Origin of the sequence: Cellulomonas sp. PSBB021 (assembly GCF_002240455.1) — a bacterium.
Classification (GTDB): Bacteria; Actinomycetota; Actinomycetes; order Actinomycetales; family Cellulomonadaceae; genus Cellulomonas; species Cellulomonas uda.
This window is the reverse complement of record NZ_CP021430.1, coordinates 2,209,635-2,229,981: the sequence shown is the minus strand read 5'-3', so window position 1 is coordinate 2,229,981 and position 20,347 is coordinate 2,209,635. Positions and strand designations below refer to the sequence as shown.

Genomic DNA, 20,347 nt, shown 5'->3' with positions numbered 1-20,347 from the left:
AGGGAGCACACGGATGTCGACGGACTCGGGGAGCCGGCCGCCTGCCATGAGCGACGTGGCGCTGGCCGCGGGCGTCTCGCACCAGACGGTGTCACGGGTCCTGAACGGGCACCCGAGCGTGCGCCCGGAGACGCGGGACCGCGTCCAGGCCGCGATCGCGTCGCTGGGTTACCGGCGCAACAGCGCGGCGCGTGCGCTCGTGACGCGTCGCTCGGACACGCTCGGGGTGGTGACGCCGGCCTCGGCGCTGTACGGGCCGACGAGCACGTTCGTCGCGTTCGAGCAGGCGGCACGTGAGGCCGGCTGGTACGTCTCGGTCGCGACGATGCGCCGGTTCACCGCGGAGTCCATGCGCGGTGCGGTGGAGCACTTCCTCGACCACGGCGTCGACGCGCTGGTCGTGATCGCCCCCACGCGTGAGGTCGCGACGGCCGTCTCGGGCCTCGACGTGCCCGTGCCGGTCGTGCTCATCTGCTCCGCGCTCGAGCTGCGCGAGACCGAGGGTGTGCTGTCGGTCGGCGTCGACCAGCGGCTGGGCGCGCGGCTCGCGACGCGGCACCTGCTCGCGCGCGGGCACACGGAGGTGCTGCACGTCGCCGGCCCGCAGGACTGGTTCGACGCGCAGGACCGGCTGGCGGGCTGGCGTGAGGAGTGCGCGGCGGCGGGCGTCGTGGTGCGCGAGCCGATCGTCGCGGGCTGGTCCGCGGACGCGGGGTACGACGTGGGCCGTGAGCTCGCCGCGCGCGGGCGGGTCCCGGAGTCGATCTTCGCCGCGAACGACCAGCTCGCGCTGGGTCTCGAGCACGCGTTCTGGGACGCGGGGATCCGGGTGGGGCAGGACGTCGCGCTGGTCGGGTTCGACGACGAGGTCGGCTCGGCGCACTACCTGCCGCCGCTGACGACCGTGCGGCAGGACTTCGTGCGGCTCGGTACGCTCGCGATCGAGGTGCTGCGGGGTGCGCTGGGCAGCAGCGAGCGGCGCGGTGCGCCGCGGTTGGTGCCGCCGGAGATCGTCGTGCGGCGCAGCTCGGGCGTGTAGCTCCGGCACGAGCCCGCCCCCCGGGGGCGCGCAGTCCGGCGCCGGTTCGGGCCCGTCCGTACGCGTTCGGGGACGCCCGGCGGGTCACATGGTGTACGTCCACCGGTGTGAGCGGTAACATCTAGGGGTCGCCCTGCGGGGGGATGTGGACAGGGACGTGCGAAGGGGCGCGATGACCGAGAATGTGACGCCGCAGGGCGTCGACCAGGAGGCGCGAGCCGCGCGGATCCGGGACGACATCGTCGCCGGCCGCACGGCGCTCGGGATCGAGCTCGGCTCGACGCGCATCAAGGCGTGCCTCGTCGGGCCCGACTGCGCGCCCGTCGCCACCGGCGCGCACGAGTGGGAGAACCAGCTCGTCGACCGCCGCTGGACGTACGCGCTCGAGGACGTGTGGGCCGGGCTGCAGGACGCGTACGCGTCGCTCGTCGCGGACGTCGAGCAGCGCTACGGCGTGCGCCCGACGACGTTCGGCGGGATCGGCGTCTCGGCGATGATGCACGGCTACCTCGCGTTCGACGCCTCCGACGAGCTGCTCGTCCCGTTCCGGACGTGGCGCAACACCAGCACCGGACCCGCCGCAGCCGAGCTGTCGGCCCTGTTCGGCCACAACATCCCGCTGCGCTGGTCGGTCGCGCACCTCTACCAGGCGGTCCTCGACGACGAGCCGCACGTGCCGGACGTCGCGTTCGTCACGACGCTCGCCGGCTACGTGCACTGGCGCCTCACGGGCGAGAAGGTGCTCGGCATCGGCGACGCGTCGGGCATGTTCCCCATCGACACGGCGACGCACGACTACGACGCCGCGATGCTCGCGTCCTTCGACACGCTCGTCGCCGACCGTCGCCCGGGCACCCGCCTCGTCGACCTGCTGCCCGCCGTCCGCGTCGCGGGCCAGGACGCGGGCCGGCTCACCGCCGCGGGCGCCGCGCTGCTCGACCCGACCGGCACGCTCGTCGCCGGCGCGCCGCTGTGCCCGCCCGAGGGCGACGCGGGCACCGGCATGGTCGCGACCAGCTCGGTCGCGCCGCGCACCGCGAACATCTCGGTCGGCACGTCGATCTTCGCGATGGTCGTGCTCGAGAAGCCGCTGTCGCAGGTGCACGACGAGCTCGACCTCGTCACCACGCCGTCCGGCGACCTCGTCGCGATGGTGCACTGCAACAACGGCGCGAGCGAGCTCGGCGAGTGGGCGCAGGTGTTCGGCCGGTTCGCGCAGGTGCTGGGCCACCCCTCGTCGCCCGACGACGTGTTCGGCGCCCTGCTGCGCGAGGCGCTCGACGGCGACGCCGACGGCGGCGGCCTGCTCGCCTACAACTACCTGTCCGGCGAGCCCGTCACGGGCCTGACCGAGGGCCGCCCGCTGTTCGTGCGCACCCCCGACAGCCGGCTCACGCTCGCGAACTTCATGCGCGCGCAGGTCTACGGCGCGTTCGGCACGCTCAGCCTGGGCATGCGCGTCCTCGCCGCCGAGGGCGTCGAGCTCGACGCGATGTACGCGCACGGCGGCCTGTTCCGCACCGCCGGCGTCGCGCAGCGGCTCCTCGCGGCCGCCGTCGACGCTCCCGTCGCGGTCGGCAGCGCCGCAGGGGAAGGTGGTGCCTGGGGGATCGCGGTGCTCGCCGCGTACCTGCAGCACGCCGCCGACCGTGACCTGGGCACGTACCTCGCGCAGGACGTGTTCGGCGACGCGCAGATCGACGTCGTCGAGCCCGACCCCGACGACGTGCGCGGGTTCGCCGCGTACCTCGAGCGGTACGAGGCCGGCCTCGCCGTCGAGCGCGCCGCCACCGACGCGATCTGACCCACGAGCCACCATGACCACCAGCACCACGCAGGAGCGCACCCCGATGACGAGGACCCTCGCCGACCACCCCGCGTCCGTCCAGGAGGACGTCGCGCGCACCCGCGAGGTCGTCGCCCGCCTGCACGCCGAGCTCCCGCGGTGGGGCCTCGTCGTGTGGACCGCGGGCAACGTCTCGCAGCGCGTCGTCGTCGACCCGGCGGGACCGAGCGAGCGCGACCTGCTCGTCATCAAGCCCTCGGGCGTCACGTACGACGAGCTGACCCCCGAGGCGATGGTCGTGTGCACGCTCGACGGCGAGCTCGTCGACGGCGACCGTGCACCCTCGTCGGACACCGCCGCCCACGCCTACGTCTACACGCACATGCCCGAGGTCGGCGGCGTCGTGCACACCCACTCGACGTACGCGACCGCGTGGGCCGCGCGCGCCGAGCCCGTGCCGTGCGTGCTGACGATGATGGCCGACGAGTTCGGCGGCGACATCCCGATCGGCCCGTTCGCGCTCATCGGCGACGACTCGATCGGCCGCGGCATCGTCGAGACCCTGCGCGGCTCGCGCAGCCCCGCGGTGCTCATGCGCAACCACGGCCCGTTCACGATCGGCCGCGACGCGAAGGCCGCCGTCAAGGCCGCCGTCATGGTCGAGGAGGTCGCGCGCACCGTGCACGTCTCACGCCAGCTCGGCGAGCCCCTGCCCATCGAGCAGCACCACGTCGACTCGCTGTACGCGAGGTACCAGAACGTCTACGGCCAGGGCAACGCCGCCACGGTCACCAAGGAGGAGCACGCGTGAGCAAGCCGTACGCCGACCGCGAGGTCTGGTTCTTCACCGGGAGCCAGGACCTGTACGGCGAGGAGACCCTGCGCCAGGTGGCCCAGCAGTCGCAGGAGGTCGCGCGCACGCTCGACGCCAGCCCTGACGTGCCCGTGACGATCGTCTGGAAGCCCGTCCTCAAGGACTCCGACTCGATCCGCCGGGCGATGCTCGACGCGAACAGCGACGACCGTGTCCTCGGTGTCATCACCTGGATGCACACGTTCAGCCCGGCCAAGATGTGGATCCACGGCCTGTCCGTGCTCGACAAGCCGCTGCTGCACCTGCACACCCAGGCGAACGTCGAGCTGCCGTGGGACTCCATCGACTTCGACTTCATGAACCTCAACCAGGCCGCGCACGGCGACCGCGAGTACGCGTACATCGCGGCCCGCATGGGCGTCACCCGGACCACGGTGTCCGGGCACGTGAGCAACCCCGCGGTCGCGCGCCGCGTCGGCACGTGGGTGCGCGCCGCCGCGGGCCGCGCCGCCACGCAGTCGCTGCGCCTCGCGCGGTTCGGCGACAACATGCGCAACGTCGCCGTCACCGAGGGCGACAAGACCGAGGCCGAGGTGCGGTTCGGCGTCTCGGTGAACACCTGGGGCGTCAACGACCTGGTCGCCGCGGTCGCGCAGGTCGCCGACTCCGACGTGGACGTGCTCGTCAAGGAGTACGAGGAGCTGTACGACGTGGCGCCCGAGCTGCGGGCGGGCGGCGAGCGCCACGAGTCGCTGCGCTACGCCGCGCGTCAGGAGGTCGCGCTCGAGCAGCTCCTGTCGTCGCTGGGCGCCAAGGCCTTCACGACGAACTTCGAGGACCTCGGCGACCTGCGTCAGCTCCCGGGCCTCGCGGTCCAGCGCCTCATGGGCAAGGGCTACGGGTTCGGGGCCGAGGGCGATTGGAAGACCGCCGTGCTCGTGCGCGCGGCCAAGGTCATGGGTGCCGGGCTGCCCGGCGGTGCGTCGCTCATGGAGGACTACACCTACGACCTCACGCCGGGCGACGAGCTGATCCTCGGCGCGCACATGCTCGAGATCTGCCCGTCCCTCACCACCGCCACCCCGCGCGTCGAGATCCACCCGCTGGGCATCGGGGGCAAGGAGGATCCGGTCCGCATGGTGTTCGACGCGGACCCGGGCGTCGGCGTCGTCGTCGCGCTGTCCGACATGCGCGAGCGGTTCCGTCTCACCGCGAACGTCGTCGACGTGGTCCCGCCGCGCGCGTCGCTGCCGCACCTGCCCGTCGCGCGCGCCGTGTGGAAGCCGCGTCCGGACTTCACGACGAGCACCGAGGCCTGGCTGACGGCCGGCGGCGCGCACCACACCGTGCTGTCGACCGCGGTCGGTGTCGAGGCGTTCGAGATCTTCGCGGACCTGTCGTCGGCGGAGCTGCTCGTCATCGACGAGAGCACCACCCGGCGCGGCTTCCGCGACCAGGTCCGCTGGAACCAGGCGTACCACCGCCTGGCCCAGGGTTTCTGACCCCACCAGCTCGCCCGGGGGTCGTCCCGGGCGTACCGACGAGGCCCCGACCACCACGGTCGGGGCCTCGCTGTCTCCCCCCACCCGCCACCCCGCCCAAGCGCCCCACGCCACCCACGCGCCCCACCCCACCCACCCCAACCACCCACCCACCCCACCCACCCACCCACCCGCCCCACCCCCCGCGGTCGAGTGCGGTCGTCGGTGCTCGAGTGCGCACGCCGGGCGTCCGCACTCGAGCCGGAGCGTGCGCACTCGGCGGAGGGGGAGCGGGCGGGGCGGGGCGCGGGTGGCGGGTGCCGGGTGTGGAGTGCGGGGTGTGGGGGTGGGAGGGCGTACCGTCGGCGTGGCGGCGGCGGCGGCGGAGGTGGTGATGGCGGTCGCGGTCGCGGTGGTGCGGGGTGGAGGAGCGGGCGTGGCGCGGGTCGGTCACAGCTCGGTAACAGATCGTTCGAAGCCTGGCCCACCGGACGTGTGAGCGTTAACATCGCCAAGTGAACGCTCACATCGGGACGGATCGCGACGGTGCGACCGGCCGGTGAGGCCACACAGACGTGCTGGGCACGACTGGTTTCTCGAGGAGGAGAAAGCACGGTCAGCAAGAAGTTCCGGGCACGCGGCATCGCCGCGACCGTGGCCGTTCTCTCGCTCGGTCTGGCTGCCTGCAGCAGCGGCGGCGACGGCGACGGTGACGGCGACACGGGTGCGAAGGGCGGCGACGGCGACCTGATCAAGGTCGGCTTCTCGCAGCTGGGCGCCGAGTCGGGCTGGCGGACGGCCAACACGGAGTCGGTCAAGGCCTCGCTCACCAAGGAGAACGGGATCGACCTGACGTTCTCCGACGCGCAGCAGAAGCAGGAGAACCAGATCAAGGCCCTGCGCGACTTCATCGACCAGGGCGTCGACGTCATCGCGTTCTCGCCGGTCGTCGAGACCGGCTGGGACGAGGTCCTGCAGGAGATCAAGGACGCCGAGATCCCGGTCGTGCTCGTGGACCGCACGGTCGACACCACGGTCGAGGACCCGTACGTCACCTGGATCGGCGCGGACTTCCACTCGGAGGGCGTGAAGGCCGGCGAGTGGGTCAAGGAGAACTACCCCGACGCCAAGATCTTCGAGATGCAGGGCACGCTCGGCTCGGGTGCGCAGGTCGACCGTGAGGCCGGCTTCGACGAGACGGTCGGTGCGGACAAGATCATCGGCAAGGCGTCGGGCAACTTCACGCGCGCCGAGGGCAAGGCCGCGATGGAGGCCGCGCTGCAGGCGTACCCCGACATGAACCTGCTCTTCGCGCACAACGACGACATGGGCCTGGGTGCGATCGAGGCGATCGAGAACGCCGGCAAGGTCCCGGGCAAGGACATCGTCATCGTCACGGTCGACGGTGTGCGCGACGGCCTGCAGGCGCTCGTCGACAAGAAGTTCAACTTCGTCGTCGAGTGCAACCCGGTGTTCGGCGACCAGATCGTCGACGCGATCAAGAAGGTCCACGCCGGTGACGACGTCCCGAAGGAGACCATCGTCGTCGACAAGACGTTCGACCAGAGCATCACGCAGGACGAGGTCGACGCGCGCCTGTACTGAGGCGAGCAGCACGACCGAGCCGCCGACGCCGGCTCGAGGCACGGGCCCGGACCGCTGACGCGGGCCGCGTGCCGGTGACACCACCACAGCCGTGCGGCGGGGCCCCCCGCCCCGCCGCACGGCGCGTCGTCGCAAGGAGTGCACCGCCCCGCGGCCCGGCCGCTCGGCACGGTGCACGGCACCACGTCGCCGCCCTCGGCGGCCCCTCAGCAGGACGGATGACCAACGATGTCCCTCACGTCCGACTCCGCCCCCGTCGTGCAGATGCGTGGGATCACCATCGAGTTCCCCGGTGTGCGGGCCCTCGACGGTGTCGACCTCACGCTCCGGCCGGGTGAGGTCCACGCACTCATGGGTGAGAACGGTGCGGGCAAGTCGACCATGATCAAGGCGCTCACGGGCGTCTACCAGGTCGACGCCGGCGAGATCCGCGTCGCGGGCGAGCCGCACCGCTTCCACTCGACCGCCGAGGCGCAGGCCGCCGGCATCAGCACGGTGTACCAGGAGGTCAACCTCTGCGGGAACCTCTCGGTCGCCGAGAACGTGATGCTCGGGCACGAGGTCCGCGTCGGACCGTTCATCAATTGGTCCGCGACGCGGCGCAAGGCCAAGGAGTACCTCGCGCGCCTCAACCTCGACATCGACCCGCTGTCGCAGCTGAGCTCGCACTCGATCGCGGTGCAGCAGCTGTGCTCGATCGCACGCGCGATGGTCGTCGACGCGAAGGTGCTGATCCTCGACGAGCCGACCTCGAGCCTCGACAAGGCGGAGGTCGCGGAGCTGTTCACGGTCGTGCGCCAGCTGCGGGACAGCGGCGTGGCCATCTTGTTCGTCTCGCACTTCCTCGAGCAGATCTACGAGATCAGCGACCGGATGACGATCCTGCGCAACGGGCGGTTCGTGGGGGAGTACCTCACCGCGGAGCTGCCGCGCATCGAGCTCATCTCGAAGATGCTGGGCCGTGCGAGCGACGAGCTCGCGGCGATCGAGGCGGGCCCGCAGCGCGTCGCGCACGACGACGAGCGCGGCACGCCCCTGCTGAGCGCGGTGCGGCTGGGCCGCTCGGGCTCGGTCGAGCCGGTGGACCTCGAGGTCTACGAGGGCGAGATCGTCGGCTTCGCGGGTCTGCTGGGCTCGGGCCGGACCGAGCTCGCGCGCCTGCTGTACGGCGCGGACAAGCCCGACGCGGGCGAGCTGACGGTGTTCGGCGAGCAGGTGCGCTCGGCCGCGCCGCTGTCCTCGCTCAAGAACGGTGTGGCGTACTCGACCGAGGACCGCAAGAAGGAGGGGATCATCGGGGACCTCACGGTCCGCGAGAACATCGCCCTCGCGATCCAGGCGAACCGCGGCATCTGGCGGCGGATCCCCGCCAAGGAGCTCGACGACGTCGTCGACCACTACATGACGGCCCTGAACATCCAGCCGCCGAACCCGAACATGCTCATCAAGAACCTGTCGGGCGGCAACCAGCAGAAGGTGCTGCTGGCGCGCTGGCTCGCGACGTCGCCGAAGCTGATCATCCTCGACGAGCCGACGCGCGGCATCGACATCGGCGCGAAGGCCGAGATCCAACGCCTCGTCGTCGAGCTCGCGTCGCAGGGCATGGGCGTCGTGTTCATCTCCTCCGAGCTGGAGGAGGTGCTGCGCCTGTCGCACCGCCTCGTCGTGCTGCGCGACCGCGAGAAGGTCGGCGAGCTCGTCAACGGCCCCGACGTGACCTCGTCCACGGTCCTCGAGACCATCGCAGCGAGCGGGAGTGACGCAGCATGATGACCGGAACCGTCCAGACCTCGGGGCTCGCGTGGCTCACGCGGGTCACGCGGCACCACCTGTTCTGGCCCGTGCTCGCGCTCGTCGCGCTGTGGGTCGCGTGCGGGATCGTGAGCCCCGGCTTCCTCGACATCAAGGTCGTCGACGGGCACCTGTTCGGCCAGCTCGTCGACATCACGCGCAACTCGGTGACGTTCCTGCTGCTCGCCCTGGGCATGTGCCTCGTGATCGCGACCGGTGGCATCGACCTGTCGGTCGGCGCAGTGATGGCGATCTCGCTGTCGGTGGCCCTGACGTACATCGACAGCTCGGGCAACGGCGAGAACGCGACGGTCGCGCTGTCGGCGATCGCGATCGCGCTCGCGGTCGCGGCGGTCGTCGGGGCGTTCAACGGGTTCCTCGTCGCCGGGTTGGGCATCCAACCGTTCATCGCGACGATGATCATCCTCGTCGCGGGCCGCGGTATCGCGCTCGCGTTCACGAGCGGGTAGATCACGACGACGCACTCGGCACCGTTCAAGTCGATCGGGTCAGGCTTCGTGCTGGGCATCCCGACGCCCGTGGTGATCGGGGCGGTCGTGTTCGCGGTCGTCGCGGTCGTCGTGCGGCGCACGGCGCTCGGCATGCTGCTGGAGTCGATCGGCATCAACCGCACCGCGAGCCACATGGCGGGCGTGCGGTCGCGCAACATCACGTGGCTCGTGTACGTGATCTGCGGCGTCCTGGCCGGCCTCGCGGGCCTGGTCTACGGCGCGCCGACGATGGCGGCCGACGCGAACAACATCGGCCAGCTCATGGAGCTCAACGCGATCATGGCGGTCGTCATCGGCGGCACCAAGCTCGACGGCGGCAAGTTCTCCCTCGCGGGCACGATCGTCGGTGCGCTCATCCTGACGACGCTCGACCGTGCGGTGATCATCTTCCACCTGCCGTCGGAGTCGAAGGACCTGTTCAAGGCGATCGTGGTCATCGCGATCTGCATCGCCGGCTCCGAGCGTCTGCGTGAGCTGTCGGGCCTGCGGCGTGTGCCGCGTCTTCCGGGTGGCCCGTCGGCGGCCAAGAAGGTGGAGGTGGCGGCGTGACCGCGCAGACGGTGTCGGAGAAGCTGCCGACGAGGAAGAGGCCGGCCGGCGCGCCGGACGCGCGCTGGAAGCGGCTGCTGGACCGCCGGTACCTGCCGACGGCGGGCACGGTGGCGACGCTGCTGCTGCTCCTCGTGGTGGGCCAGCTGCGCTACAGCACGGACGACCGCAGCTTCATCAGCATGCGGCTGTTCTCCAACCTGTTCATCGACAACTCGTACCTGCTGGTGCTCGCGATCGGCATGACGTTCGTCATCATCTCCGGCGGCATCGACCTGTCGGTGGGTGGCGTGGTGGCGCTCGTCGGCCTGGTGGTGGCGAAGCTGCTGCTCAACGGGGTACCGCTGCCGGTGGTGCTCGTGGTGGGCGTGCTCGTCGGGACGGCGATCGGCTCGCTGATCGGCGTGATGGTCCAGTACTTCCGCATCCAACCGTTCATCGCGTCGCTCGCGGGTCTGTTCCTGGCCCGCGGGCTGGCGAACATGATCGGGACCACGTCGATCGGCATCAAGGACCCGGGCTTCGAGAAGCTGGCGTCCTGGAAGATCAAGTTCGGTGAGCGTCCCGACATCTGGTACGTCAACCTGTCGATGATCATCGCGGCCGTGGTGCTGCTGGCCGCGGTGTACCTGCTGCACTACACGCGGTTCGGTCGCACGGTGTACGGGCTGGGCGCGGGCGACGGCGGGCAGGCGGCGGGCCTGATGGGTCTGCGGCCGGGCGCGACGAAGATGTGGGTCTACGTCGTGTCGGGCACGTGCGCCGGCATCGGCGGCATCCTGTTCGCCTTCTACACGAAGTCCGGCTACAACCTGTCGGGCGTCGGCATGGAGCTCGACGCGATCGCGTCGGTCGTCATCGGTGGCGCGCTGCTCACCGGTGGCGTCGGCTACGTGCTCGGCACGTTCGCGGGCGTGACGCTGTACGGCCTGATCCTGGTGGTCTGCAACCGCGAGGGCCTCGAGCCCTGGTGGAACCGCATCCTCATCGGCGCGATCCTGCTCGGCTTCGTGCTGCTGCAGCGCGTCCTCGTCGCGAGACGGAACTAGGGGACACGACGGGCGCGGGACGACGTGGTCCCGCGCCCGTCGCGTCCACCCCGCACGGTACGGCTGAGCGCACGGCGCAGCCGTGCGCGCGGCGGACGAGACGTCGGGCGTGGCGCGCACCGAGTACCGGATCGGCACCGGCGCGTGGACGGCGTGGACGTCTCCGCTCACGATCGGCTCGGCGGCGACCGTCGTCCAGTACCGCGCGCTCGACGTCGCGGGCAACGTCGAGGTCGTCAACGGGGTCACGGTCCCGGTCGCGGGCTCGGTGCCCGTCGCGACCCGCACGGTCGCACTCGCGACGACGCCCGTGAAGTACGGCCGCCCCGTCGCCGTGACCGTGAAGGTCACGTCCACCAAGGGCACCCCGACCGGCAAGGTGCGCGTCCTCGAGGGCTCGAGGAACCTCGGGACGACGACCCTCTCGGGCGGCGCCGCGTCGTTCCGCCTGCGCGGGCTCGCGGTGGGCACGCACCGTGACCGTCAGGAAGGGGACCACGGTCGTCGCGAAGGTCACCGGCACGCTGCGCAGCGGCGTCGTCACGGTGACCCTGCCGAAGCTCGCCAGGGGCACCTACGCGGTGTCGGCGACCTACGGCGGGTCGACGACCATCACCGGGTCGACCGGAGGCACGACGCTCGTCGTGAACCCGCGCTGACCCGCCCGACGGGCCGTGTCCACCCCTCCGCACAGGGGCGGACGCGGCCCGTCGGTGTACCGGCGCGGCGCGACGCGGGCACGGGGTCGGTTGGTTGGATGGGCGCATGCTCGTGCACCTGCGCGCGGCGGGCGTGAGCCTGCTGCTGACCGCGACCGACGACCGCCTGCCGCACGTCCTGCACTGGGGGCGGGACCTGGGGGACGGCCTGGACGCCGACGCCGCGGCCGAGCTCGCGCGTGCGTGGGCGCCGCCGCGCGCGGGTGCGCAGGTCGACGAGCCGGTGCCGGTGACGGTGCTGCCGGGCCAGGCCGAGGCGTGGCTCGGGACGCCCGGCGTCGCGGGGCACCGGGACGGGCTCGCGTGGTCGCCGTCGTTCGTCGTGCGCTCGTCGTCCCTCGACGTGGCGCCGGCCGGGGGGACCGTCCGGGTGCAGGCGGCCGACGAGGACGCGGGGCTGGACCTCGAGCTCGTCGTCGAGCTCACGCCGCAGGGCGTGGTGCGCACGCGCGCGACGCTCACCAACACGGGCGCGGGCACGTACACGCTCGACGCGCTGCAGCCCGCGCTGCCGGTCCCCGCGCACGCCGCCGAGATCGTCGACCTCGCGGGCCGGTGGGGCAAGGAGCGCACGCCCCAGCGGCACGCGTTCACGGTCGGCACGCACGTGCGCGAGGGCCGGCGCGGGCGCACGGGCGCGGACGCGACGCTCGTGCTCGTCGCGGCCGAGCCCGGCACGGACTTCCGGCGCGGGGAGGCGTGGGGCGTGCACGTCGCGTGGTCCGGCAACCACCGCACGCAGGCCGAGCTGATGCCCGACGGCACGCGCCTGCTCGGCGGCGGCGAGCTGCTCCTGCCGGGTGAGGTGCGGCTCGCGCCCGGGCAGGCCTACACCTCCCCGTGGCTGTACGGCACGTACGGCGACGGGCTCGACGCGCTCGCGGGCCGGTTCCACGCGCTGCTGCGGGCCCGCCCGCACCACCCGCGCACGCCGCGACCCGTGACCCTCAACGTGTGGGAGGCCGTGTACTTCGACCACTCGCTGCCGCGGCTGCGCGAGCTCGCGGACCTCGCGGCGTCGGTCGGCGTCGAGCGGTTCGTCGTGGACGACGGCTGGTTCCGCGGCCGTCGGGACGACACGGCGGGCCTGGGGGACTGGTACGTCGACGAGGACGTGTGGCCCGACGGCCTGCGGGCGCTCGCGAAGCACGTGCACGGCCTCGGCATGCAGCTCGGGCTGTGGTTCGAGCCGGAGATGGTCAACCCCGACTCCGACCTCGCGCGGGCGCACCCCGAGTGGGTCCTGCAGGTGCCGGGCCGTACCCCGCCGCTCGTGCGCCACCAGCAGGTGCTCGACGTCGCACGGCCGCAGGTCGCGGCGTACCTGCGCGAGCGCGTCGTGAGCCTGGTGCGCGAGCTCGGCCTCGACTACGTGAAGTGGGACCACAACCGTGACCTCGTCGAGGCGGGCGGGGCGAGCGGCGCCGCGGGCGTGCACGCCCAGACCGCCGCGGTGTACGCGCTGCTCGACGCGATCCGCGCCGACTGCCCGGGGCTCGAGATCGAGTCGTGCTCGTCGGGCGGCGCACGCGTCGACCTGGGGATCCTCGAGCGCACCGACCGCGTGTGGGCGTCGGACTGCATCGACGCGCGCGAGCGGCACGAGATCCAGCGGTGGACCGCGCAGCTCCTGCCCCCCGAGCTCGTCGGGTCGCACGTCGGTGCGGCCCGGGCGCACACCACCGGTCGGGCGCTCGACCTGTCGTTCCGCGCGTCCACCGCGCTGCTCGGCTCGTTCGGCATCGAGTGGGACCTCGCGGCCGCGTCCGACGACGAGCGCGCGGAGCTCGCCGAATGGGTCGCGCTGTACCGGTCCGAGCGCGCCCTGCTGCACACGGGGGTCGTCGTGCGGGACGAGGCGCCGTCCGCCGGGCTGTGGGTGCACGGCGTGGTCGCCCCCGACCGTGCGCGGGCGTTGTACGCGCTCGTCCAGCGCGAACGGCCCGCGACGTGGCCGCCCGGGCGCGTCCGGCTGCCGGGCCTCGACCCGGACGCGCTGTACGAGGTCGCGCCGCACGGCCCGTACGCGCCGCACAGCACGTGGGACCGCCCGGCCTGGTGGTCGGCACCCGTCCGGCTGACGGGCCACGTGCTCGCGACGGTCGGCGTCGCGGCGCCCGCGGTCGAGGTCGACCACGCGGTCCTGCTCACCACCACGCGCGTCGCGGGGCGGGGCAGTCAGCTGGTCGACACCCCGTTGTGCCGGCCAGCTGACATCCGTGCGCGCGTCAGCGGGTGGCTTCCAGACGCGCGAGCTCGGTGGCCACGTCGAACGACGGCTGCGGCCAGGTCAGGTCGAGGTCGAGCAGCGCACGCAGCAGCAGCGCGCTCACGGCCAGGCGGGCGTACCACTTGTGGTCCGCGGGCACCAGGTACCAGGGCGCCACGTCGTACGACGAGCGTGCGAGCACCTCGTCGTACGCGGCCTCGTACGCGGGGCGCTGCAGGCGCACGTCCACGTCGTGCGGCGCGTACTTCCAGTGCTTGTCGGGGCGCTCGAGCCGCTCGTGCAGGCGCGTGTACTGCTCGTCGCGCGAGACCCACAGGACGGCCTTGACGACCGTCGTGCCGTTCGCGACGAGGTCACGCTCGAACGCCTCGATCTCGGCGAACCGCCGGTCGAGCTCGGCGGCGTCCGCCGTGCCCGACGCGTGCGGGACGAGGATGTCCTCGTAGTGCGAACGGTCGAACAGGCCGATCCGCCCGGCGGGCGGGAGCGCGTTGCGGATGCGCCACAGGAAGTGGTGCTCGAGCTCCTCGGGCGTCGGGCGGCCGAAGCCGCGCAGCGCGACGCCCTGCGGGTCGACCAGGCCGAGCACGTGCCGCGCGATGCCGCCCTTGCCGGCCGTGTCGAGCCCCTGGAGGACGACGAGCACGGAGCGTGTGCCCCCGGTGCGGCCCTCCGCGAACAGCCGCTCCTGCAGGTCGGACAGCTGCCCGCCGATGGCCTCGAGGGTCGAGTGCCCCTCCTGCTTGCCGCGGGTGTACCCGGGCGTGGAGGCGGGGTCGAGCTCCGTGACGGACCGCCCCGGGACGGCGCGCAGGGCCTCGGCCACGTGGTCGAGGCGCTCGCGCACCTCGTCGTCCGACGGCCGCTTGGCCACGGGGACCGCCTCTCTCGTCGGCGAGCGATGGGACGCGGGGCGTGCCCCGCGCTCGGATGCTATCGGCGCACGGCGTGCCGCGCGAGACCTCGTCAGGGGCGGGCGGCGAACCGCTCGAGGAGGTCGGCGTGACCCGAGACGATGATGATGTCGTTCTGCGAGATGCGGGTCTCGGGGGTCGCGTAGACGAACTCGGTACCGGGCGACTTCACGCCGACCACCGTGACCCCGTACCGCTCGCGGATCTTCGACTGCGCGAGCGTGAAGCCCTGCGTCTCCTTCGGCGGGCGCATCTTGACGACCGTGAAGCCGTCCTCGACCTCGATGTAGTCGAGCAGCTTGCCGGAGACGAGGTGCGCGACGCGCGAGCCCGCGTCCGCCTCGGGCAGCACCACGTGGTGCGCGCCGATGCGCTGCAGGATGCGCGCGTGCTCGTTGGAGACCGCCTTCGCCCAGATCTGGGGGATGCCGATGTCGACGAGGTTGCCCGTGATGAGCACCGACGCCTCGAGGTAGGACCCGACGCCGACGACCGCGACCGGGAAGTCCCGCGCGCCGAGCTGCTCGAGCGCCTCGGGGTTGGCCGCGTCGGCCTCGACGAGCGCGATGCGCCCCGCCCACTGGGCCACGAGCTCGGGGCTGCGCTCGACCGCGAGCACGTCCTGCCCGAGCCGGTCCAGCGTCGCCGCGATCGCGGACCCGAACCGGCCCAGCCCGATGACGAGCACACCCGAGTCCTTCTTGGGGGTGCGCGGGGCGCCCTGCGTGCCTGCGCGTGCGTCGCGCATGGTCTCAGCCAATGATCGGCCTCTCTTCCGGCAGCCGGATGACCCGACGACGGTTGCGCAGCGCGAGCGCGGCCGCAAGCGTCATGGTGCCGGTCCGGCCGATGAACATCAGGACGGTGAGCACGTACTTGGCGGCGTCGGGCAGGTCCGGCGTGATGCCGGTCGACAGCCCGCACGTCGCGAACGCGGAGATGACCTCGAACAGCACGACGTCGAGGCGCAGCCCCGTCATCGCGAGCAGCAGCAGCGAGGCGATGAGCACGAACGTCGCGGAGATGAGCGAGACCGCGATCGCGACCTGGAGCGCGTCGCGCGGGATGCGCCGGCCGTACGCCTCGACGTCCCGGTCGCCGCGGGCCTCCGCGACGATCGCGAGCAGCATGACCGCGAGCGTCGTCACCTTGATACCGCCGGCGGTCGAGGCCGAGCCGCCACCGACGAACATGAGCGCGTCCATGAGCAGCCAGGTCGACTCGTGCATCTGGCCCACGTCGACCGTGGAGAAGCCCGCCGAGCGGGGCATGACGCCCGCGAACAGGGACGCGAGCGCGGTGCCCGACGCGTCGATGGGCGCGAACGTGCTCGGGTTCGTCCACTCGAACGCGGCGACGAGCACGGAGCCCGCGACGACGAGCGCGAGGCTCGTCGTGATCGTCAGCTTGGCGTGCAGGCTCCACCGCCGCGGCTCGCGCAGGTTCCTGGCGACGTTGAGGATCACGGGGAAGCCGAGCGACCCGATGAACACGCCGACGATGATCGGCAGCAGCACCCACCAGTCGGAGATGAACGGCGCGAGCCCCTCGGGCGTCGGCACGAACCCGGCGTTGTTGAACGACGAGACGCCGTAGAAGATCGCGTGCCACGCGGCCGTGCCCCACGACTCGTCGTACATGTGGAAGCGGGGGAGCAGGACGAGCGAGATCGCGACCTCGAGGGTCGTCGAGGTCACGATGACGGTGCGCACGAGCGAGCCGACCTCGCCGAGCCGCGTGAACTTGGTCTCCGACGAGACCAGCAGGCGCTGCGTGAGGCCGATGCGCCGCGAGACCGCCATGCCCAGCAGCGACGCGAGCGTCATCACGCCCAGGCCGCCGATCTTGATCGCGACGAGGATGACGACGAGCCCCCATGTCGACCAGTACTCGCCGGTGGGGACCACGACGAGACCGGTGACGGTGCTCGCGGACGTCGCGGTGAACAGGGCGTCGACGAACGGGGCGCGGTGCCCGGACGCGGTCGCCCACGGCGCGGACAGCAGCACCGTGACGAGCGCGATCACCGCGGCGAACACGCCGAGCGCGAGGCGGGCGGGCGACTGGCGCGCGGACCGGTCGACGAGCTCACGCGCGCGCCACGCGACGCCGGGGCCGCTGCGCGCCATCCCACCTCCCGAGCTCGTCCCGACCAGCGTGCATCGCACACTCTGGCACGTTGCGCGCACCTGGGCCGCGCGCGGTCCGCGACGCGCCCGCGCGCGTCCGGCCTGCCGCCACGCGCCGCCGCGGGACGCCGGGGGACGCGGCACGGGCGTTCGACACCGCGCCGGTTCGGTGTTTGGGTGTGGTCATGACGCCGCGGCCGCGCGTGGAGTGGGCGCCCGAGATGCTCCGCTACGACTTCGGCACGGGGCACCCGATGTCGCCCGCACGGCTCGCCCTGACGATCGACCTGGCGGGCGAGCTCGGCCTGCTCGAGCACGTCGACGTCGTCGCCGCGCAGCTCGCGCCGGACGAGCTGCTGACCACGGTGCACGAGGCCGCGTACGTCGCGGCGGTGCGGCGCGCGGCCGACGAGGGCGTGCGCGACGAGGCCCGCGGCCTGGGCACGCGCGACGACCCGATCTTCCCGGGCATGCACGAGGCGTCCGCGCGCGCGGTGCAGGGCACCCTCGACGGGGCGCTCGCGGTGTGGCGCGGCGAGACCGACCACGCGGTGAACATCGCGGGCGGCCTGCACCACGCGATGCCGGGCGCCGCGTCGGGGTTCTGCGTCTACAACGACGCGGCGGTCGCGATCCGTGCGCTGCTCGACGCGGGCGCGGAGCGAGTGGCGTACGTCGACGTCGACGCGCACCACGGCGACGGCGTGCAGGCGGTGTTCTGGGACGACCCGCGCGTCCTGACGGTCTCGGTGCACGAGTCGGGCCGGACGCTGTTCCCGGGCTCGGGCCACGCGTACGAGACGGGCGGGCGGCACGCCGAGGGCTCGGTGGTGAACCTGCCGCTGCCGGCGGGCACGTCGGACGCGGGCTGGCTGCGTGCGATCGACGCGGTCGTCCCCCCGGTGCTGCACGCGTTCGGCCCCGACGTGCTGGTCACGCAGCACGGGTGCGACACGCACCGCATGGACCCGCTGAGCAACCTGCGGGTGACGGTGGACGCGCAGCGGCTCGTGGCGCAGCGGCTGCACGACCTCGCGCACGAGGTGGCGCACGGCCGGTGGGTCGCGCTGGGCGGCGGCGGGTACGCCGTGGTGGACGTCGTGCCGCGCGCGTGGGCGCACCTGCTCGCCGTCGCGGCGCACCGGCCGGTCGACCCGGACCGGGTGGTCCCGCAGGCGTGGCGCGACCGGGTCGCGCGGGACTTCGGGCGCGAGGGGCCGGTGTCGATGTCCGACGGTGCGGTGCCGGCGTTCCGCACCTGGGAGTCGGGCTTCGACCCGGCCGACGAGGTCGACCGGGCGATCCGGGCGACCCGGGCCGAGGTGTTCCCCCTGCTGGGTCTGGACGTCCACCACGAGTGACCGGCCTGCCGAGCGCGTCGCGGCGCTCGTGCTGGTCAGACGCCCGGGTGGGAGGGATCCGGGCAGACCGGTCGTCACACCCGTCACCCCTTTCACTCCTGTCCCAGGCGCCACTAAGGTTGGGCCAGCCCGTCGACGACGGGTCACAGGGCCGGCGCGTGAGCACCGGGGGACGGGTGCCGCAGGGCGCCCCAGGAGGACGATCCGCACCGATGAGCGACCAGCCGGGCCGCGTGCGCTACCTGACCGTCGTGGAGGTCGCGGACGTCATGCGCGTCTCCAAGATGACGGTCTACCGTCTGCTCCACTCCGGCGAGCTGCCGGGCGTGCGCGTGGGCCGCTCGTTCCGCGTCCCGCAGGACGCGCTCGACGCCTACCTGCGCTCGTCGATGTCGAGCGTGACCCCCGAGCAGGACACCGAGCGCCGCTCCTCCTGACGTCCTGTCCGACGCACGTCGCGGGCACCGGCCGTCATCGCGTAAGGTAGGCCCTCGGACTTTCCTTGTGCGGGCGGCCGTGCGCGAGCACGGCCGTGAGCCCTGACCGGGCGACCGCGCGTCGAACGACCAGCACAGGTCCGCTGCCGCGGGCCCCACCGGAAGCGAGAGTGGACCCATGGGCTCCGTCATCAAGAAGCGCCGCAAGCGGATGGCCAAGAAGAAGCACCGCAAGCTGCTGCGCAAGACGCGTCACCAGCGTCGCAACAAGAAGTGACCACCCGCTGCTCCGGCAGCGCGTGAGCGAGGGCTCGGCCGTCCGGCCGGGCCCTCGCTGTCTGTCCCGGCGCCTCGGACGCCCGAGCGGGATGTCTCAGAGCGCGCGCTCGAGGACGAAGTCGTCCTCGATGCGGGACCCCACGCGGAAGTGCTTGGTGCCGACCCGCAGGAAGCCGTGGCGCTCGTAGAACCGCTGCGCGCGCGCGTTGAGCTGGTTCACGCCCAGCCAGCACCCGAGCGCGTGGCGGCCGCGCGCGTCGGCGAGGGTCGCGGTCATCAGCGCGTCGGCCACGCCCCGCCCGTGGCGGTCGGGGTGCACGTAGCACTTGGACAGCTCGGCGGTCGGCCACAGCGACAGCGCGGAGCGCACGTCGGAGTCCGCGGGCATGCCGGCGACCAGCATCGTGTAGCCCTCGAGCGTGCCCGCCTCGTCGTGCGCGACGAGCACCGTGCGCCTGCCGTCCGCGAGGTAGCCCTCGAACGCGGTGTGCGACAGCACGGTCTCGACGAACGCCCGCTGGTCCTCGGGCGTCGACCCCGGGGGGCAGGCGAGCGGGAACGTCACGGCTGCCAGGTCGGCGAGAGCGGCGAGGTCGTCGAGCCGCGCGCGGCGAACGGTTGTCACGGAGGAACCCTAGGACGCTCGCGGGGTGCCTCCGGGGCCCGGGAAGGGCGCTGGCACCCAGGCCGGGCCACGTCGTGACGTCCGGCGCGTGTTCGTCCGACCTCCGCCCTGCCGGGACCGCGCGGAACGGCTCCTCAGCCTCCGGCGTGTCGCGTCAGCCCGCGCCGGGCGGCCCGCGCCGAGACGGCGGTCGCCCACACCGCGCCCGCCACGGTGGCGGCGCGGACCCCGCGCGTGAGCGAGCGCCGTGCGGGCCGGAAGTCGCGCACGGGCCATCCCTGGCGTGCCGCGTGCCGCCGCAGGCGACGGTCCGGGTTGATCGCGCACGGGCGCCCGACCGCGGACAGCAGCGGCAGGTCGTTCGTCGAGTCGCCGTACGCGGCGCAGCGCGCCAGGTCGATCCCGGTGCGCTCCGCGAGCGCCCGCACCGCGCGTGCCTTCGCCTCGCCGTGCAGCAGGTCGCCGACGAGCCGGCCCGTGTAGAAGCCGTCGACCTCCTCGGCGACCGTCCCGAGCGCCCCCGTCGTCCCCAGCCGGCGCGCGAGCAGGCCCGCGATCTCCATCGGCGACGCGGTGACGAACCAGACCTCGTCGCCGGCCGCGACGTGCGCGTCGATCAGCGCGCGAGTGCCGGGGTACAGGCGCAGGTGCAGCACCTGGTCGTACACGTCCTCCGCGATCGCGGTGACCTCCGCGACGGAGTGCCCGCGCATGATCGCGAGCGCCTCGCCGCGCAGCCGGTCGATCTGCCGGCGGTCCTCACCGACGAGCCGGTAGCGCAGCTGGTGACCCGTGAACCGCAGCAGGTCCCACGGCCGGAAGAACCCTCGTCGGTACAGCCCGACGGCCAGGTGGAACGCGCTCGCGCCGCGCACCACGGTGTTGTCGACGTCGAAGAACGCGGCCGTGCGCCCGGCACCCACCGCGGCACGGTCGTGCGTCGGCTCCGGCATCCGGTCACTGTAACCAGCCCCGAGCGGCCCGCGCCGGGTCGGCGGTCCGAGGCGCCCGCACGCGGGTCCCGCGC

Annotated in this window: 16 protein-coding genes and 3 pseudogenes; 14 read left to right on the top strand and 5 right to left on the bottom strand. The window is 72.9% G+C overall.

The features are described from left to right. Nucleotides 1-46: 46 nt before the first annotated feature. From CBP52_RS10160 to CBP52_RS10115, 11 genes and pseudogenes are all read left to right on the top strand, one after another. Entirely contained in the window at nt 47-1,039 is a 993-nt protein-coding gene (locus tag CBP52_RS10160) for a LacI family DNA-binding transcriptional regulator (RefSeq protein ID WP_232514436.1), read from the top strand. A gap of 172 nt (nt 1,040-1,211) precedes the next feature. After that, nucleotides 1,212-2,843, top strand: coding sequence for a xylulokinase (locus CBP52_RS10155; RefSeq protein WP_094180844.1), 1,632 nt, complete (start codon nt 1,212-1,214; stop codon nt 2,841-2,843). 46 nt (nt 2,844-2,889) lie between these two features. Continuing rightward, nucleotides 2,890-3,636, top strand: a complete 747-nt coding sequence (locus CBP52_RS10150; RefSeq protein WP_094182311.1) for an L-ribulose-5-phosphate 4-epimerase — start codon at nt 2,890-2,892, stop codon at nt 3,634-3,636. Continuing rightward, nucleotides 3,633-5,141 carry an L-arabinose isomerase gene (gene araA / locus CBP52_RS10145; RefSeq protein ID WP_094180843.1) on the top strand — a complete coding sequence of 503 codons (1,509 nt, stop codon included), beginning with the start codon at nt 3,633-3,635 and terminating at the stop codon, nt 5,139-5,141. The genes CBP52_RS10150 and araA overlap by 4 nt, the downstream gene beginning before the upstream one ends. 633 nt (nt 5,142-5,774) lie before the next feature. Then, nucleotides 5,775-6,725: an ABC transporter substrate-binding protein gene (locus CBP52_RS10140; RefSeq protein WP_232514435.1), complete on the top strand. Its 951-nt coding sequence runs from the start codon at nt 5,775-5,777 to the stop codon at nt 6,723-6,725. Nucleotides 6,726-6,953: 228 nt separating this feature from the next. After that, entirely contained in the window at nt 6,954-8,495 is a 1,542-nt protein-coding gene (locus CBP52_RS10135) for a sugar ABC transporter ATP-binding protein (RefSeq protein WP_094180842.1), read from the top strand. Next, nucleotides 8,492-9,577: pseudogene (locus CBP52_RS10130) on the top strand (ABC transporter permease). The gene CBP52_RS10135 and the pseudogene CBP52_RS10130 overlap by 4 nt, the downstream one beginning before the upstream one ends. After that, nucleotides 9,574-10,626, top strand: coding sequence for a hypothetical protein (locus CBP52_RS10125; RefSeq protein WP_094180841.1), 1,053 nt, complete (start codon nt 9,574-9,576; stop codon nt 10,624-10,626). The pseudogene CBP52_RS10130 and the gene CBP52_RS10125 overlap by 4 nt, the downstream one beginning before the upstream one ends. Before the next feature lie 82 nt (nt 10,627-10,708). Beyond that, nucleotides 10,709-11,089: pseudogene (locus tag CBP52_RS18720) on the top strand (Ig-like domain repeat protein); the annotation flags it as partial. Between the two features lie 13 nt (nt 11,090-11,102). Then, on the top strand, nt 11,103-11,285 hold the full coding sequence (locus tag CBP52_RS18715; RefSeq protein WP_369826351.1) for an Ig-like domain repeat protein: 183 nt from the start codon (nt 11,103-11,105) through the stop codon (nt 11,283-11,285). A 106-nt stretch (nt 11,286-11,391) separates the two neighbouring features. Continuing rightward, nucleotides 11,392-13,509: pseudogene (locus tag CBP52_RS10115) on the top strand (alpha-galactosidase); the annotation flags it as partial. Between the two features lie 64 nt (nt 13,510-13,573). Here CBP52_RS10115 and CBP52_RS10110 read toward each other — a convergent pair. The 3 genes from CBP52_RS10110 to CBP52_RS10100 form a co-directional block, all read right to left on the bottom strand. Continuing rightward, nucleotides 13,574-14,449: a PPK2 family polyphosphate kinase gene (locus tag CBP52_RS10110; RefSeq protein WP_232514434.1), complete on the bottom strand. Its 876-nt coding sequence runs from the start codon at nt 14,447-14,449 to the stop codon at nt 13,574-13,576. Between the two features lie 92 nt (nt 14,450-14,541). Continuing rightward, nucleotides 14,542-15,237 (bottom strand): TrkA family potassium uptake protein, encoded by a 696-nt coding sequence (locus CBP52_RS10105; protein WP_094180839.1) that lies wholly within the window; start codon nt 15,235-15,237, stop codon nt 14,542-14,544. Between the two features lie 4 nt (nt 15,238-15,241). Beyond that, nucleotides 15,242-16,618, bottom strand: coding sequence for a TrkH family potassium uptake protein (locus tag CBP52_RS10100; protein WP_094180838.1), 1,377 nt, complete (start codon nt 16,616-16,618; stop codon nt 15,242-15,244). Between the two features lie 185 nt (nt 16,619-16,803). Between CBP52_RS10100 and CBP52_RS10095 the strand changes: the two genes are divergently transcribed. The 3 genes from CBP52_RS10095 to CBP52_RS10085 all read left to right on the top strand — a co-directional run bounded on the left by CBP52_RS10095 (nt 16,804) and on the right by CBP52_RS10085 (nt 18,693). After that, the gene (locus tag CBP52_RS10095) at nt 16,804-17,979 is read left to right on the top strand and encodes an acetoin utilization protein AcuC (protein ID WP_094180837.1); all 1,176 of its coding nucleotides are present in this window, start codon (nt 16,804-16,806) and stop codon (nt 17,977-17,979) included. 212 nt (nt 17,980-18,191) lie between these two features. Continuing rightward, nucleotides 18,192-18,416: a helix-turn-helix domain-containing protein gene (locus tag CBP52_RS10090; protein ID WP_094180836.1), complete on the top strand. Its 225-nt coding sequence runs from the start codon at nt 18,192-18,194 to the stop codon at nt 18,414-18,416. Nucleotides 18,417-18,594: 178 nt separating this feature from the next. Further along, nucleotides 18,595-18,693 (top strand): 30S ribosomal protein bS22, encoded by a 99-nt coding sequence (locus CBP52_RS10085; protein ID WP_003792170.1) that lies wholly within the window; start codon nt 18,595-18,597, stop codon nt 18,691-18,693. Nucleotides 18,694-18,789: 96 nt separating this feature from the next. Here the strand turns inward: CBP52_RS10085 and CBP52_RS10080 are convergent, their stop codons facing one another. Next, nucleotides 18,790-19,320 carry an N-acetyltransferase gene (locus tag CBP52_RS10080; RefSeq protein WP_094180835.1) on the bottom strand — a complete coding sequence of 177 codons (531 nt, stop codon included), beginning with the start codon at nt 19,318-19,320 and terminating at the stop codon, nt 18,790-18,792. A gap of 134 nt (nt 19,321-19,454) precedes the next feature. Beyond that, on the bottom strand, nt 19,455-20,273 hold the full coding sequence (locus CBP52_RS10075; RefSeq protein WP_094180834.1) for an HAD family phosphatase: 819 nt from the start codon (nt 20,271-20,273) through the stop codon (nt 19,455-19,457). Between the last annotated feature and the right edge of the window lie 74 nt (nt 20,274-20,347).